The sequence below is a fragment of the Bradyrhizobium sp. UFLA06-06 genome, assembly GCF_054820065.1.
Genome location: NZ_JADFUD010000003.1, coordinates 1 through 14675 on the forward strand (window position 1 = coordinate 1; position 14675 = coordinate 14675).

General features: G+C 64.7%; 13 protein-coding genes and 1 pseudogene. 6 read left to right on the top strand and 8 right to left on the bottom strand.

All coding sequences use genetic code 11. The annotated features are described in order from the left end of the window. Positions 1 to 216: KUP/HAK/KT family potassium transporter (locus IF803_RS03085; RefSeq protein ID WP_461191233.1), on the top strand; the 216-nt coding region annotated here is incomplete at its 5' end. A 21-nt stretch (positions 217 to 237) separates the two neighbouring features. After that, positions 238 to 1209 carry a phosphotransferase family protein gene (locus IF803_RS03090; RefSeq protein ID WP_461191234.1) on the top strand — a complete coding sequence of 324 codons (972 nt, stop codon included), beginning with the start codon at positions 238 to 240 and terminating at the stop codon, positions 1207 to 1209. Between the two features lie 105 nt (positions 1210 to 1314). Here the strand turns inward: IF803_RS03090 and gyrA are convergent, their stop codons facing one another. From gyrA to IF803_RS03105, 3 genes are all read right to left on the bottom strand, one after another. Next, positions 1315 to 4035, bottom strand: coding sequence for a DNA gyrase subunit A (gyrA, locus tag IF803_RS03095; RefSeq protein WP_461191235.1), 2721 nt, complete (start codon positions 4033 to 4035; stop codon positions 1315 to 1317). A 224-nt stretch (positions 4036 to 4259) separates the two neighbouring features. After that, positions 4260 to 4658: a DUF2306 domain-containing protein gene (locus tag IF803_RS03100; protein WP_028340750.1), complete on the bottom strand. Its 399-nt coding sequence runs from the start codon at positions 4656 to 4658 to the stop codon at positions 4260 to 4262. A 257-nt stretch (positions 4659 to 4915) separates the two neighbouring features. Then, on the bottom strand, positions 4916 to 5407 hold the full coding sequence (locus IF803_RS03105; protein ID WP_028340751.1) for a single-stranded DNA-binding protein: 492 nt from the start codon (positions 5405 to 5407) through the stop codon (positions 4916 to 4918). A gap of 448 nt (positions 5408 to 5855) precedes the next feature. Here IF803_RS03105 and IF803_RS03110 point away from each other — a divergent pair, with 448 nt between their 5' ends. The 3 genes from IF803_RS03110 (at position 5856) to uvrA (ending at position 10859) form a co-directional block, all read left to right on the top strand. Continuing rightward, entirely contained in the window at positions 5856 to 6602 is a 747-nt protein-coding gene (locus IF803_RS03110; RefSeq protein ID WP_018271555.1) for an outer membrane protein, read from the top strand. Positions 6603 to 6861: 259 nt separating this feature from the next. Further along, positions 6862 to 7521, top strand: a complete 660-nt coding sequence (locus tag IF803_RS03115; protein WP_461191386.1) for an outer membrane protein — start codon at positions 6862 to 6864, stop codon at positions 7519 to 7521. Between the two features lie 350 nt (positions 7522 to 7871). Then, positions 7872 to 10859, top strand: a complete 2988-nt coding sequence (gene uvrA, locus IF803_RS03120) for an excinuclease ABC subunit UvrA (RefSeq protein WP_172648011.1) — start codon at positions 7872 to 7874, stop codon at positions 10857 to 10859. Positions 10860 to 11127: 268 nt separating this feature from the next. On the opposite strand, the gene IF803_RS03125 is transcribed toward uvrA, so the two are convergent. From IF803_RS03125 to IF803_RS03145, 5 genes and pseudogenes are all read right to left on the bottom strand, one after another. Then, entirely contained in the window at positions 11128 to 11460 is a 333-nt protein-coding gene (locus tag IF803_RS03125) for a PRC-barrel domain-containing protein (RefSeq protein WP_028340755.1), read from the bottom strand. Between the two features lie 270 nt (positions 11461 to 11730). Next, positions 11731 to 12669, bottom strand: a complete 939-nt coding sequence (locus IF803_RS03130) for a YVTN family beta-propeller repeat protein (protein ID WP_461191236.1) — start codon at positions 12667 to 12669, stop codon at positions 11731 to 11733. Between the two features lie 2 nt (positions 12670 to 12671). Further along, positions 12672 to 13211 carry an SRPBCC family protein gene (locus IF803_RS03135; RefSeq protein WP_028340757.1) on the bottom strand — a complete coding sequence of 180 codons (540 nt, stop codon included), beginning with the start codon at positions 13209 to 13211 and terminating at the stop codon, positions 12672 to 12674. Positions 13212 to 13368: 157 nt separating this feature from the next. Next, complete coding sequence (locus IF803_RS03140; RefSeq protein ID WP_461191387.1) at positions 13369 to 13911, bottom strand: AAA family ATPase; 543 nt, start codon at positions 13909 to 13911, stop codon at positions 13369 to 13371. Further along, a pseudogene (locus tag IF803_RS03145) lies at positions 13909 to 14013 on the bottom strand (AAA family ATPase); the annotation flags it as partial. The gene IF803_RS03140 and the pseudogene IF803_RS03145, both read right to left, overlap by 3 nt. 282 nt (positions 14014 to 14295) lie before the next feature. Here IF803_RS03145 and IF803_RS03150 point away from each other — a divergent pair. Further along, positions 14296 to 14619 carry a hypothetical protein gene (locus IF803_RS03150; RefSeq protein ID WP_461191237.1) on the top strand — a complete coding sequence of 108 codons (324 nt, stop codon included), beginning with the start codon at positions 14296 to 14298 and terminating at the stop codon, positions 14617 to 14619. Positions 14620 to 14675 lie beyond the last annotated feature (56 nt).

The window sequence follows — 14675 nt, forward strand, 5'->3', positions numbered from 1 at the left end:
GCCTGCCGTCAGGGCAAACTGCCCGGTCTCCGGCTGACCGATGTGACCTACTACATCGGTCGCGAGACCATCATTCCGCGGGAAGACATTCCGGGCATGTGGGTATGGCGAGAATCGCTGTTCGCCTTCCTGCAGCGCAACGCCGAGCGGTCGGCGGCGTTCTTCGGCGTGCCGACCGGACAGGTCGTGGAGTTCGGGACGGAGATCGAGATTTAGTCCCGCAGCCCGGATGCGGACATGTCAGACGATCCACCTCTTCAGCTGAAGCCGCGGCTGGCGATTTCGATCGACCAGGCGCAGGCGATCATCGATCGGGTTGCGCCGGGCGCGCGGGTGGCAGGCATCACGGAACTGCGCGGCGGCGAGATCAGCACGATCCTCGAGATCACGCGGGCGGACGCGCCAAGCTGCATCCTCAAGGTCTACCCCGCCCAGCTGCAATGGAAGATGGCGAAGGAGGTCCATGTCCTTGGTCTTCTGCGCGACGCCGGTATTGCCATTCCGCGCATCCTCATAGCCGACGACAGCCGCGCGCTGATCGACTTCAATTTTGTGCTGATGAACAAGCTCGACGGCGTCGTGCTCGGCAACCGAGAGGCGGCGCTGACGGATCAGGAGCTGTTTTCGATCTACGCCGCCATGGGCGCGGCGCTCCGCCATATCAATGCCATCACGCTCGACAGCTTCGGCTATATCGGCCCGCACGGCGTCTGGACGTCGTACCCGACCAACCGCGCCTACATGTCCGCGCAGTTCGAGCGGAAGCTGACCGAGTTTTGCACGCGCGGCGGGGACGAAGCGCTGGCCGCGCGGCTGCGGGCCGGCATCCTGGCGCGCAGCGTCCTGCTCGACGCAGCCGACACGCCCCGCCTCTGCCACTATGACTTCCACGCCGGCAACGTGCTGGTGACACCGGAGGGGCAGCCGCGTCTCACCGGCATCGTCGATTTCGAGAATGCCACCGCCGGCGATCCGCTGATGGACATCGCCAAGGCGCTCTATTACTTCACGCCGAAGGACGCGCCGAAGCGCGACGGATTGCTCGCGGGCCACGGCACAAGCGAGCGGCCGGACTGGGAGGCCACGATCGCGCTCTACCGGCTGGCCTGCACGCTGGAGCTCTGGTGCTGGTTCGCGCAGATCGGCAACGCGGACGCGCTTCCGAAGTTCACCGAGGAGCTGAAGCGCGCCGCGGTACTCTTAGCGTAGCCCGGATGGAGCGAAGCGCAATCCGGGACGACCGACGCCGCGTCAACAGCCCCGGATTTCGCTTCGCTCCATCCGGGCTACAGGAAATTCAACGGCCCGGCGGCGCTAGCCGCCGTTGCCGTTCTCGCCGTTTTCCTCTTCCGGAATGTGCTCGACCGAGACCACGTGCTCGTCCTCGGCGGTGTCGAACACGATCACGCCCTGGGTCGAGCGGCCGGCGACGCGGATGTCGGCGACCGGGCAGCGGATCAGCTGGCCCTTGTCGGTGACCAGCATGATCTGGTCGGCGTCCTCGACCGGGAACGACGCCACCAGGTTGCCGTTGCGGTTGTTGACGCTCATGGCGACGATGCCTTTGCCGCCGCGGCCGGTGGTGCGGTACTCGTAGGACGAGGTCCGCTTGCCGTAGCCGTTGACGGAGACGGTCAGCACCACCTGTTCGGCCGCCGACAGTTCGGCATAGCGCTCCTGCGACAGCTGGATCGCATTCGCGGTCTCCTCGCCCTCGACCGGCTCCTCGGCCGCGGCCTCGCCGGCTACGGCGCGGCGCATCTTCAGGTAGGCCGAGCGCTCGTCCGAGGTGGTCTCGACATGGCGCAGGATCGCCAGCGAGATCAGCTTGTCGGCCTCGGCCAGCGCGATGCCGCGCACGCCCATCGAGGTGCGGCCGGTGAAGACGCGCACATCGGTGACGGGGAAACGGATGCACTGGCCGCCTGCGGCGGTCAGCAGCACGTCGTCATGCTCGGTGCAGATCTGGACGTCGACGATCGCCTCGCCTTCCCCAAGCTTCATGGCAATGATGCCGGAACGGCGCACGTCGACGAAGTCGGACAGCTTGTTGCGGCGAACGGTGCCGCCGGTCGTCGCGAACATCACGTCGAGATTGGCCCAGGAGGATTCATCCTCCGGCAGCGGCATGATCGTGGTGATACGCTCTCCCTGCTCCAGCGGCAGGATATTGATCAGCGCCTTGCCGCGCGCGTTCGGCGCCGCCATCGGCAGCCGCCAGACCTTCTCCTTGTAGACCTGGCCGCGCGACGAGAAGAACAGCACCGGCGTGTGCGTGGAGGCCACGAACAGGCGCGAGACGAAATCCTCGTCGCGGGTCTGCATGCCGGCGCGGCCCTTGCCGCCGCGGCGCTGCGCCCGGTAGGTCGACAGCGGCACGCGCTTGACGTAGCCCGCATGTGACACGGTGACGACCATGTCCTCGCGCTGGATCAGGTCCTCGTCCTCGACCTCGCCTTCCTGCTCGATGATCACGGTCTTGCGCGCCGTCGCGAACTGCTGCTTCACCTCGGCGAGCTCGGTCTTGACGATGCCCTGCACGCGGGCACGCGAGCGCAGGATGTCGAGATAGTCGGCGATCTCGGCCGCGAGCTTGTCGAGCTCTTCGGATATTTCGTCCCGCCCCAGCGCGGTCAGGCGCTGCAGCCGGAGATCGAGGATGGCCCTGGCCTGCTCCATCGAAAGCCGCAGCGTGCCGTCCTCGTTGATGCGATGCCGGGGATCGTCGATCAGCGTTATCATCGCCTCGACGTCGCGTGCCGGCCAGTCGCGCGACATCAGAGCCTCGCGCGCGGTGTTCGGATCGGGCGAGGTTCGGATGACACGGATGATCTCATCGATGTTGGCGACCGCTATCGCGAGCCCGACCAGGATGTGGGCGCGATCGCGCGCCTTGCCGAGCAGGAACTTGGTCCGCCGGGTCACCACCTGCTCGCGGAACGCGACGAAGATGGTGAGCAGGTCCTTCAGATTCATCGTCTGCGGACGGCCGGAATCCAGCGCCAGCATGTTGGCCGGGAAATTGGTCTGCAGCGGCGTGAACCGGTAGAGCTGGTTGAGCACCACGTCGGGCACTGCTTCGCGCTTCAGCTCGATGACGACGCGATAGCCGTCACGGTCCGACTCGTCGCGCAGGTCGCCGATGCCCTCGATCTTCTTCTCCTTCACCAGGTCGGCGATGCGCTCGACCATGGTCGCCTTGTTCACCTGATAGGGAATTTCGGTGATGATGATGGCTTCACGATCTTTCCTGATCGTGTCGATAGTCACCTTGCCGCGCATCACGATCGAGCCGCGGCCGAGGTGGTAGGCGCTGCGGATGCCCTGACGGCCGAGGATCACGCCGCCGGTCGGGAAGTCCGGTCCGGGAATGATGTCGATCAGCTCGTCGATCGTGAGCGCCGGATTATCGATCAGCGCCACGCAGGCGTCGACGACCTCGCCGAGATTGTGCGGCGGAATGTTGGTCGCCATGCCGACGGCGATGCCGCCGGCGCCATTGACCAGAAGGTTCGGGAACCGGGCCGGCAGAACCGACGGCTCTTTCTCGGAGTTGTCGTAGTTCGGCTGGAAATCGACGGTCTCCATGTCGATGTCGGCCAGCACGGCCAGCGCCGCCTTGGTCAGCCGCGCTTCGGTATATCGATAGGCAGCCGGCGGATCGCCGTCGACCGAACCGAAATTGCCCTGCCCGTCGATCAGCGGCACGCGCAGCGAGAAATCCTGCGCCATGCGGACCATCGCATCGTAAATCGACTGGTCGCCATGCGGGTGATATTTACCGATCACGTCGCCGACGACGCGCGCGGATTTCACGTATTTCTTGTCCGGCGTATGTCCCTGCTCATGCATCGAATAGAGGATGCGCCGGTGCACCGGCTTGAGCCCGTCGCGCGCATCGGGCAGCGCACGCGACACGATCACGCTCATCGCGTAATCGAGGTAGGACTTCTTCATCTCGTCGAGAATGGAAACGGGACGAATATCTGAGGGTCCCGGCGGCTCGCCGGGCTTGTGGTCGTCGTTATCGGACAAAGGGGAAATCCGGTCAGTTCTACTGGGGAATCATATAGACCATCGAAGGCCTGATAACCACCCTTGCGCGGCTCCGGCAAGCCGTTTTTCCCTTCGTTTTTTCATGCACTTACGGGTGGAGCGCCGAGGTTCCGGCTGCTTGGTCGGGAAGCGCGTAGCGAATGGCGAATAGCGAATGGAAAAATCCCTGTTCGCCACTCGCCATTCGCTACTCGCCTCTCCCGTCAGTGGCCGAAAACCACCGCATGCATGATCCGCCCGGGCATGAAGGTGAACAGTCCGGCGATGAGCAGTGCGCCGAAGAAGATGCCGATCATCGTGAACCTGTGGCGGCGGACATCGTGGCTCCGCGCCGCCGTCACGCCGAGCACCAGCATGGCGAGCGAGAAGATCGACAGCAGGTGGATCGGGCTCCAGGGACCGACCAGCTGGATCTGATGGATCCAGAACGAGCTTCCGGCGACCACCAGCATCAGGATCACCCAGATCCAACCCAGGGTCCGGTGCGGCAGCGTGCCCTTGGGGGCGGCGAGCTGGATGGAGCCGAGCACGAAGGCGGCCATCGCGGCAAAGGCATGAAGCGGGATCGCAGGCGCGGCGTCGAGCAATGGCGCGAGGCTCATGATGGCGGCCCTCGAGTGAATCTCGCGGCCAGACATCAAATGCCGCAGGTCAATGTAAATATCATTTACATCGGCCTGTGTCAAAGTTCAGGGAACCCGCATCACCGCACGTGGACCACCGCCGTTCTAGCAGATGGTTACGGGGTTATCCTCATAATCCACACGAGGAGATTGCCGCCCCGGATCGCAACGACCGTTCCGGGAAATGATCTTCACGGAACGGCGCCTGACGGAATGGATAAAGGCGCGACGTCCCCTCAGAACGGGATGTCGTCGTCCATGTCGCTGTTGCGGCTGCCGCCGCCCGCGGCGACGGCGCGGCGCGGCGCCGAGCTGACCGGTCCGGACGAGCCGAAATCGCTACCGCCATCATCGGAGAAGCTGCTGCCTCCGCCGCCGCGCCCGTCGAGCATGGTGAGGTTGGAGTTGAAGCCCTGCAGCACGACTTCGGTCGAGTACTTCTCGACGCCGCTCTGGTCGGTCCATTTGCGGGTCTGCAGCTGACCCTCGATGTACACCTTGGCGCCCTTCTTCAGATACTGCTCGGCGACCTTGCAGAGGCCCTCGTTGAAGATCACGACGCGGTGCCACTCGGTCTTTTCCTTGCGCTCGCCGGTGCCCTTGTCGCGCCAGGTTTCCGAGGTGGCGATGGAAAGGTTTGCGATCGGACGGCCGTCCTGCGTCCGCCGGATTTCCGGATCCTTGCCGAGATTTCCCACCAGGATCACCTTGTTCACGCTTCCTGCCATCGCATCATCTCCACTCAAAAACCGGGCGTCCGGACATCGGCCGCCACTCTCAACCTTCGCCACTTACGTCGCAGGCGTCGTGGATGACCCTATACGCCGGTGCCGGCTCGCCGCCTTTGCCGTCGCGCCGGTTATCCACGATATTCGAGATATAGCATCGCATCCGGAATTGTTCCAGTTTTGTTCGCCACAACCAGCCGTAGAAGCGGCCAATGCCGACAGAGCGGCAGTCGATCTCGACGCCGGCCGACGCCGGGCAGCGAGATTTGGAAAAACAACAAACAAATCAGTAGTTTGCCTTATCATTACTTCTCCCGCGAGTGTTGCATTTGGGAGACTGCGTTTCCGGTTGAATCAGCGTATAGCTCCAATCATGGCGCGGGCGCTCGCGTCTGGGATCGTGCTTCGGGACCGTTTGGAAGCCGATCGGGGAATTGGGGGACTGATAATGAAGAAGTTTTTGCTCGGTACGGTTGCTCTGATTGCGTTTGCTGCACCTGCAGCGGCCGCCGATCTCGCTGCGCGCCCCTACACCAAGGCGCCGCCGCCCGTGGTTGCCCCGATCTATGACTGGACCGGTTTCTACATCGGCGCCAACGGCGGCTGGGGCTCGAGCCACAATTGCTGGGACCAGCTCCCGGCCGGCATCTTCCTCGCCTCGGACGGTTGCCATGACGCAACGGGCGGCGTCGCTGGTGGCCAGATCGGCTATCGCTGGCAGGCCGGCGCCTGGGTGTTCGGCCTTGAAGCGCAGGGCGACTGGGCTGACCTGAAGGGCAGCAACGGCAGCGCGATCTTCCCGGGCCTGTTCACCAACCAGTCCAAGATCGACGCGTTCGGGCTGTTCACCGGCCAGATCGGTTACGCCGTCAACAACGTGCTGCTCTACGCCAAGGGCGGCGCGGCGCTGACCGACAACCGCTTCAACACCTACTTCACCCCGACCGGCGTGCTGGTCGGCAGCGCAAGCGACACCCGCTGGGGCGGCACCGTCGGCGCCGGCATCGAAGTTGGCTTCGCGCCGAACTGGACCGCAGGCATCGAATACGACCACCTGTTCATGCAGGACAAGACCTACAACCTGATCGCCCCCAACGGCACGCTGAACAGCACCATCCGTGATCGTCAGGACGTCGACCTCGTTACCGTCCGCGTGAACTACAAGTGGGGTGGCCCGGTCGTTGCGCGGTACTGATCGCGCCAAGCCGATTTGATCCAGACGAAAGGCCGGCCTCGCGCCGGCCTTTTTGTTTGCGCGCCGGCTTTTTCGTTGCGTATGCGCGTGCACCTCGCCGCGAGCGTTTTCGGTGCGTTGTGGTTTCGCGGATACACACCTTCCGGCATTTCTCTGTAGAAGCACCTCGCGTCACGCGACACTGCTGTGACGCTCTCTTCAAAATCTTTGAAGGGACAACAAGAAAATGGGCAAGAAAAACGGGACTCGGACTTTGAAAATCAGGAATGTTTTGCTGGCATCGGCCGGCTTGTTTGCACTGAGCGCTTTTGCGCCTGCGATGGCCGCCGACATGGCGGCTCGCGCCCCCTACGTGAAGGCTCCGCCGCCGGCCGCGATCTACAACTGGACCGGCTTCTACGTCGGCGGCTTCGGCGGCTACGCCAGCGAGAACTCCGGCACCCCGAGCATGGAAGGCGGCTTCGGCGGCGGCACCATCGGCTATAACTGGCAGGCCGGCAACATCGTGTACGGCCTCGAGGTCGACGCTGCAGGCGCTGACATCGACGCGTCGGTCTCGACGCTGGGCGTCACCGCCCGGAGCAAGATCGACTCGCTCGGCACCGTGCGCGGCCGCTTCGGCTTTGCCGTCGACAAGGTGCTGTTTTACGGCACCGGCGGCTACGCCTGGGCCAACAATGAGGTCAGCGTCACCGCGCTCGGCGTGACCGCCTCGCAGAGCAACTTCCACTCCGGCTGGACCGTCGGCGCCGGCGTCGAGGCGTTCATCGCGCCGCAGTGGTCGATCAAGGGCGAATACCTGTATCGCAGCCTCGACAGCGAGAACTATTTCGGCGTGCCGTCCGGTACGCTCGAACTGCACAGCGCCCAGTTCGGCGTGAACTATCACTTCGGCGGCCCGATCGTCGCCAAGTACTAAGATTGATCTGCGGTCGGATCGCACGGAAAGGCCGGCCTCGCGCCGGCCTTTTTGCGTAAGAGCGTTTTCGAGCGAAGCGGATTCCGGTTCGCGTCAAGAAAACGCGTCAAAGCAGGAATCTGGAGCCGCCGTTCCGATTCCATCGGAACGGGAAAGGCTCTCGCGGAACCGGCGCTGCTGACGGCTGCTGCCATCAGGCAAACTATCCGTTGATGGACGCGACTCAGCACTGGAAATTGTCGGCCGTTCTTCCTACGTTCCAGTCTTCACACCCCCATCGGCGCAGGGTCCCGGCATCACCGGCGATGCGCGCCCAAAAGGCGCCCAAGCATGCGCCCGGAACTGTCGCTATGGATGAAGTGCTCAAGGCGAAGCGCCAACAGAACGCCGGCTCCTCATCGCGCGCCATCACGATCCGTGGCGCGCGCGAACACAATCTGAAGAACATCGACGTCGAGATTCCCCGCGACAAGCTCGTGGTGTTCACCGGCCTGTCCGGCTCCGGCAAGTCGTCGCTCGCGTTCGACACCATCTATGCCGAGGGCCAGCGCCGCTACGTCGAATCGCTGTCGGCCTATGCGCGCCAGTTCCTCGAGATGATGCAGAAGCCGGATGTCGACCAAATCGACGGCCTGTCGCCGGCGATCTCGATCGAGCAGAAGACCACGTCGAAGAACCCGCGCTCCACCGTCGGCACCGTCACCGAGATCTACGACTACATGCGTCTGCTCTGGGCGCGCGTCGGCGTGCCCTATTCGCCGGCCACCGGCCTGCCGATCGAGAGCCAGATCGTCTCGCAGATGGTCGACCGCGTGCTGGCGCTGCCGGAAGGCACCCGCCTCTATCTGCTGGCGCCGGTCGTGCGCGGCCGCAAGGGCGAGTACAAGAAGGAGCTCGCCGAGTATCTCAAGAAGGGCTTTCAGCGCGTCAAGATCGACGGCACCTTCTACGAACTGTCCGAGGCGCCCGCGCTCGACAAGAAATTCCCGCACGACATCGACGTCGTGGTCGACCGCATCGTGGTGCGTCCCGACCTCGCCCAACGTCTCGCGGAAAGCTTTGAGACCGCGCTGAAGCTCGCCGAGGGCCTCGCCGTGATCGAATACGCCGATGCGCCGGCGGCGGCCGCGCAGGACGACAAGAAAGAGGACAAGAAGAAGACCGCGAAGATCCACGACAAGAGCGGGCCCGAGCGCATCCTGTTCTCGGAGAAATTCGCCTGTCCGGTCTCCGGCTTCACGATCCCCGAGATCGAGCCGCGCCTGTTCTCGTTCAACAACCCCTATGGCGCCTGCCCGGCCTGCGGCGGCCTCGGCGTCGAGCAGCATATCGACGAGGATCTGGTCATCCCCGACAAGGACCTGACCTTGCGCAAGGGCGCGATCGCGCCCTGGGCGAAATCGTCCTCGCCCTATTACATCCAGACCCTGACCGCGCTCGGCAAGCACTACAAGTTCACGCTCGACACCAAGTGGAAGGACCTGACCAAGAAGGTCCAGAACGCGCTGCTGCACGGCTCCGGCGACGACGAGATCAAGTTCTCCTATGAGGACGGCGTCCGCTCCTACGACACCAAGAAGCCGTTCGAGGGCGTCATCACCAACATCAACCGCCGCTACCGCGAGACCGAGAGCGAGTGGGCGCGCGAGGAGCTCGGCAAGTATTTCTCCGACGTGCCCTGCGCCGGCTGCAACGGCCACCGGCTGAAGCCCGAGGCGCTGTGCGTCAAGATCGGCGGCAAGCACATCGGCGAGATCTCGGAGCTCTCGGTGAAGCGCGCTGGCGAATGGTTCGAGACGGTGCCGGAGGCGCTGAACGCGCAGCAGAACGAGATCGCGACACGCATCCTGAAGGAGATCCGCGAGCGCCTGACCTTCCTGCTCGACGTCGGCCTGAACTACCTGACGCTGTCGCGCTCGTCCGGCACGCTGTCGGGCGGCGAGAGCCAGCGCATCCGCCTCGCCTCGCAGATCGGCTCGGGCCTCACCGGCGTGCTCTACGTGCTGGACGAGCCGTCGATCGGCCTGCACCAGCGCGACAATGCCCGGCTGCTCGACACCCTGAAGCGGCTGCGCGACCTCGGCAACACCGTGGTCGTAGTCGAGCATGACGAGGACGCCATCCGCCTCGCCGATTACGTGCTCGACATCGGGCCCGGCGCCGGCATGCATGGCGGCCACATCGTCGCCGAGGGCACGCCCGACCAGATCATGCGCAACCCGAAATCGCTGACCGGCAAGTACCTCACCGGCGAGCTTTCGGTCCCCGTGCCCGACCGGCGGCCGCCGAACCACCGGCGCACCATCAAGGTCGTCAACGCCCGCGGCAATAACCTCAAGAACGTCTCCGCCGAGATTCCGCTCGGCCTGTTCACCTGCGTCACCGGCGTGTCCGGCGGCGGCAAGTCGACGCTGCTGATCGACACGCTGTACCGCGCCATCGCCCGCAAACTGAACAATGCCAGCGAGGGCGCGGCGCCGCACGACCGCATCGAGGGCCTTGAGCACATCGACAAGATCATCGACATCGACCAGTCGCCGATCGGCCGCACGCCGCGCTCCAACCCCGCGACCTATACCGGCGCCTTCACGCCGATCCGCGAATGGTTCGCCGGTCTGCCCGAAGCGAAGGCGCGCGGCTACGAGCCCGGGCGCTTCTCCTTCAATGTCAAGGGCGGCCGCTGCGAGGCCTGCCAGGGCGACGGCGTCATCAAGATCGAGATGCATTTCCTGCCCGACGTCTACGTCACCTGCGACACCTGCAAGGGCAAGCGCTACAACCGCGAGACGCTGGAGGTGCTGTTCAAGGGCAAGAGCATCGCCGACGTGCTCGACATGACCGTCGAGGAAGCCGCCGAGTTCTTCAAGGCGGTGCCGCGCGTGCGCGAAACCTTCCAGACCCTGCACCGCGTCGGCCTCGACTACATCCATGTCGGCCAGCAGGCGACCACGCTGTCGGGCGGCGAAGCCCAGCGCGTCAAGCTCGCCAAGGAGCTGTCAAAGCGCGCCACCGGCCGCACGCTCTACATCCTGGACGAGCCGACCACCGGCCTGCACTTCCATGACGTCGCAAAGCTCTTAGAGGTGCTGCACGAGCTGGTCGCCCAGGGCAATACGGTCGTGGTGATCGAGCACAATCTCGAAGTCATCAAGACCGCCGACTGGGTGATCGACCTCGGCCCCGAAGGCGGCGACGGCGGCGGCGAGATCGTCGCCTGGGGTCCGCCGGAGGACATCGTCAAGGCGCCGCGCAGCTACACGGGCAAGTTTCTGGCACCGGTGCTGAAGAAGGCGAACAGCAAGCCGAGGAAGAGCAGCGCGAGCGAGGCGGCGGAGTAGCGGCATCGCTCGTCGGTGCGAGTTACCGCAACATGCAAGTAGGATGGGTAGAGCGAAGCGAAACCCATCAACTCACCCCGCGGCCCGAATGATGGGTATCGCTGCGCTCCACCCATCCTACGGATTGCTGCGATAGGTAGCGATCTGCCAGACGCAGGAGCAAGTAGCCCGGATGAGCGAAGCGACATCCGGGGAGCTCTGGCAGTCGCCAACGTCAGCCCCGCATGTCGCTTCGCTCATGCGGGCTACAAAAACCACCTCGCCTGCGCTACACCGCCCAATAATTCGGGTGCGTATACGATTGCGAGCGGTCGCCCCAGTCGAACTCGTCGCCGTCGAACTCGGACGGGCCGGACCGCAGGTCGTCCAGCGTCACCTCGGCCTCGAAGGCCTGGCGCACAGGGTCAAAGCGCAGTGCGGCCCATCTGACGGGATAGTGGTGGTGGGTGCTCAGCACGCCGCCGGTCTTGATGATGGCGTAGGCCACCGTGCCGCTCACCTTGTCGAGCATCAGCCGCTCGATCGACCCAAGTTTTGCGCCGTCGCGCCCGTAGACGCAGACGTGCTCGACCCGGTCACTGGGCACCAAGGTATGATGCATGGCATCCTCCCTGTTTCCTGGTGTTTGCCTGATAATATAGGCCTGTCGTCCCGAGGAGCCAACAGGGCGCCGAGCCGCGGGGCGGAGAGGATGGGTAGAGCGAAGCGAAACCCATTGGCCCATGCCGCGGCCCGAATGATGGGTATCGCTTCGCTCCACCCATTCTGCGATGGTCCGCAAGTGGCAGTAGCCCGGATGAGCGAAGCGACATCCGGGACTCTCTCGTCAAATCGCCCCGCATATCGCTTCGCTCATGCGGGCTACAGGCCCCTACTCCGTCCTTCTCAGAAACGCCCCGAACGCGCGCGGGCCGTCGCCGACCTTGACCTCGCCAATCACCTTCATCTCGGCGGCATCGATCACGCTCAGCGTGTTGCTCTCCCAGTTCGCGACCAGGATGCGCTTGCCGTCGGCGGTCGCCTCGATGCCTTCGGGGTAATCGCCGACCGTGATCCGCTTCACGGGCTGCAACGTCGCGAGGTCGAACACGCTGACCTTGCCGTCATACTGGTCGGTGACGAAACCGCGGCCCTGCGCCAGCGCCACCGCATAGGGGCGCAGGCCGACCGGCACGCGGCCGATCTCGCGGGCGGTCGCGATGTCGATCACCGAGACGTCGTTGGTGCCGACATTGGCGGTGTAGGCGCGCTTGCCATCGGCATCGATCGTGACGCCGAACGGCCGCGTCCCGACCTTCACAATCCCCCTCCGCTCGCGCGAGGCGGTGTCGATGATGGAGACGCTGTCATCGTCGCGATCCGCCGACAGCAGCAGCAGCCCGTCCGGCGTCACCGCCAGCCCGGACGGCGATGCACCGACCGCGATACTCGCCGCGACACGCCGCTCTCTGGCGTCGATCACCCGCACCGCGGCGGCGTACCAGTCGGCGACATAGACCGTCGCGCCGTCGGGCGCGACCGCAATGCCGAGCGGCCCGCCGCCGACATCGACCCGGCCGACGACCTTTCGCGTCGACGCGTCGACCACCGTGACCGCCTTGGCATCCGGGCTGGTCACATAGGCGAAGCGGCCGTCATTGCTGACGGCAACGCCGGCAGGCTTGCCGCCGATCGCGATGGTCGCGACCGGCTTCGAGGTCGCGAGATCGACCACCGTGAGGTCGTCGCTGAGCTGGTTGGTGACGAACGCCTCCTCGGCGCGCGCGGCGCCGAGGCTGGCAAGCAGCGCGAGGAGCGCAATCGCGCGCACGCTCAGGTCCCGCTCTCGATCTTCTTCTTCAGCGCTTCGAGCCCGGCCTTGTAGAGCCCGCTCACCGCCTTCACCGCGGCCTCGTCGCTCAGCTCCGGCGGCGGATCATTGTTGGGAAAACCGCGGTAGAACGCGCCGGCCCATTCCAGCTTCGACTTGCCGTCCGGCGCCGGCGACACCGTCAGCGTCGAGGAATAATTGGTGACCGGCAGCACCTTCACGTCGACCGCCGTGATCCGGTACGAATAGCTCATCATCTCCGGTTCGTATTTGTAGAGTTCCTCGTCGACGGTGGCGCCGGGGCCCAGCGTCAGCCGCCGCGTGGCGCCGATCTCGTTGCCCTTCTCGCCCTCGGTCTTGGTGACGCCGGCGAGCCAGCTCATGTCCTGGAAATTGCCGATCACCGCCCACACCTTCGCCTGCGGCGCGTCGATCTCGATCGATTCCCGCACCTTCTGGCGGGTCGGCCCGTGAGCCCACGCGGCCCCCAACACAGCCAATGCCGCCACCACGACGCAAGCTCGCGCGATCGTTCGCCTCATCCTTGTTCTCTCCCGATGTGTGTCGGCCATCCGCCGCCTGGCGCATGCCGCAGTTAATGGTCCGGGTTCTAGACTAGATCGGGGACCGGCTTCTTGCACCAGAGCGAAGTCGCGGCCGGCGGCTTCCCCGGGAGGCAAGCCTGCCCGGGCGGTGGGTTCACCCCTCGATCGCCGCCTCGACGAACCCTTTCGGATCGTCGCAGAACTCGCGCATGACCTTGTAATGATCGGTGTCCTTCAGGTTCACCGGCTCCAGCCCGTATTTCGTCAGCCGCAGCAGCGTCGCATTCGGATAGGCCATCAGCACCGGTGAATGCGTGGCCATGATCACCTGGCAGTGGCCGGTGCCGTTCATCCGGTGCAGCAGCTTGAGGAATTCGATCTGGCGCGACGGCGACAGCGCGGATTCCGGCTCGTCGAAGATGAAGATGCCTTGCCGCTGGCAGCGCTCCTCGAAGAAGCGCAAAAAGCCTTCGCCATGCGAATGCGACAGGAAGTCAGCATAGGGGCTGGCGACGGAGTCGAGATATCTGGCGACCGAGAAGAAGCTCTCGGCGCGGAAGAACCAGCCATTGGTGATTTTCGGCAGCCAGCTCGCGCGGAGCGCGGTCGCAAGCGAGCCGCCCATTTCCTCGACCGCATTGCTGTGATCGACCGGCATGTAGCCCTTGCCGCCACCGGCGTCATCATAGCCGGCCATCACGGCGATCCCCTCGAGCAGCGTCGACTTGCCGGTGCCGTTCTCGCCGACAATGATGGTGATTGCCTTGTCGAAGCTCAGCTCGAAATCGTCGCGCAGCAGCGGCAGCACGAACGGGTAAGCCTCGCGGTCCGGGATCCGCGCAGGCTCGAGCCAGACCCGCCGCAGGTATGGCGCGGGCATGTTGATCGGGCGGTTTCGTCTGGCCATCGGTCCAACCTTTGGGGCTCGCGCCTCGGAACGTACAATCCCAGATCGATATGGACCCGTCAAGAACGTAACAAGAACAACAAACCCAGGCCAGAAGCGTTGTCGATGCATCATGCTAACTGATGCGCAAGCGCCCGCTGCCGCCACCAGCCTTGAACCGAGACCCGTGCCGCGATGCCCAGCCGCAGCTATGACCTCTTCCGCAAGGCGATCCTCACCGAGCAGCAGGTCGTCTGCATCTATGACGGACGGCCGCGCGAGCTCTGCCCGCACATCATCGGCCACAACAAGAACGGTGAAGAGGTCGTGCTGGCCTGGCAGTTCGCGGGCGAGAGCTCGGGCAAGCTGCCGCAGTGGCGCTGCCTGCGGCTCGCCAATGTCAGCGACATCAGCCTGCGCAAGGGCCGTTGGCACGAGGGCGGATCGCACCGCACCGAGCAGACCTGCGTCAGCGAGATCGACCTCGACATCAACATCCATGTCCGCAAGCGGCGGTGAGCGGCCCCTGCGCCCTCTGGTCAAGAGAGGGCGGCGAAGGTGGCAAACCTCAGACA

Coding starts and splice junctions, on each gene's coding strand:
- IF803_RS03140 (WP_461191387.1), bottom strand. CDS start 13,911: ATGGCCGGCTATGATGACGCCGGTGGCGGCAAGGGCTACATGCCGGTC.
- IF803_RS03090 (WP_461191234.1), top strand. CDS start 238: ATGTCAGACGATCCACCTCTTCAGCTGAAGCCGCGGCTGGCGATTTCG.
- uvrA (WP_172648011.1), top strand. CDS start 7,872: ATGGATGAAGTGCTCAAGGCGAAGCGCCAACAGAACGCCGGCTCCTCA.
- IF803_RS03100 (WP_028340750.1), bottom strand. CDS start 4,658: ATGAGCCTCGCGCCATTGCTCGACGCCGCGCCTGCGATCCCGCTTCAT.
- IF803_RS03125 (WP_028340755.1), bottom strand. CDS start 11,460: ATGCATCATACCTTGGTGCCCAGTGACCGGGTCGAGCACGTCTGCGTC.
- IF803_RS03135 (WP_028340757.1), bottom strand. CDS start 13,211: ATGAGGCGAACGATCGCGCGAGCTTGCGTCGTGGTGGCGGCATTGGCT.
- IF803_RS03150 (WP_461191237.1), top strand. CDS start 14,296: ATGCCCAGCCGCAGCTATGACCTCTTCCGCAAGGCGATCCTCACCGAG.
- IF803_RS03110 (WP_018271555.1), top strand. CDS start 5,856: ATGAAGAAGTTTTTGCTCGGTACGGTTGCTCTGATTGCGTTTGCTGCA.
- IF803_RS03105 (WP_028340751.1), bottom strand. CDS start 5,407: ATGGCAGGAAGCGTGAACAAGGTGATCCTGGTGGGAAATCTCGGCAAG.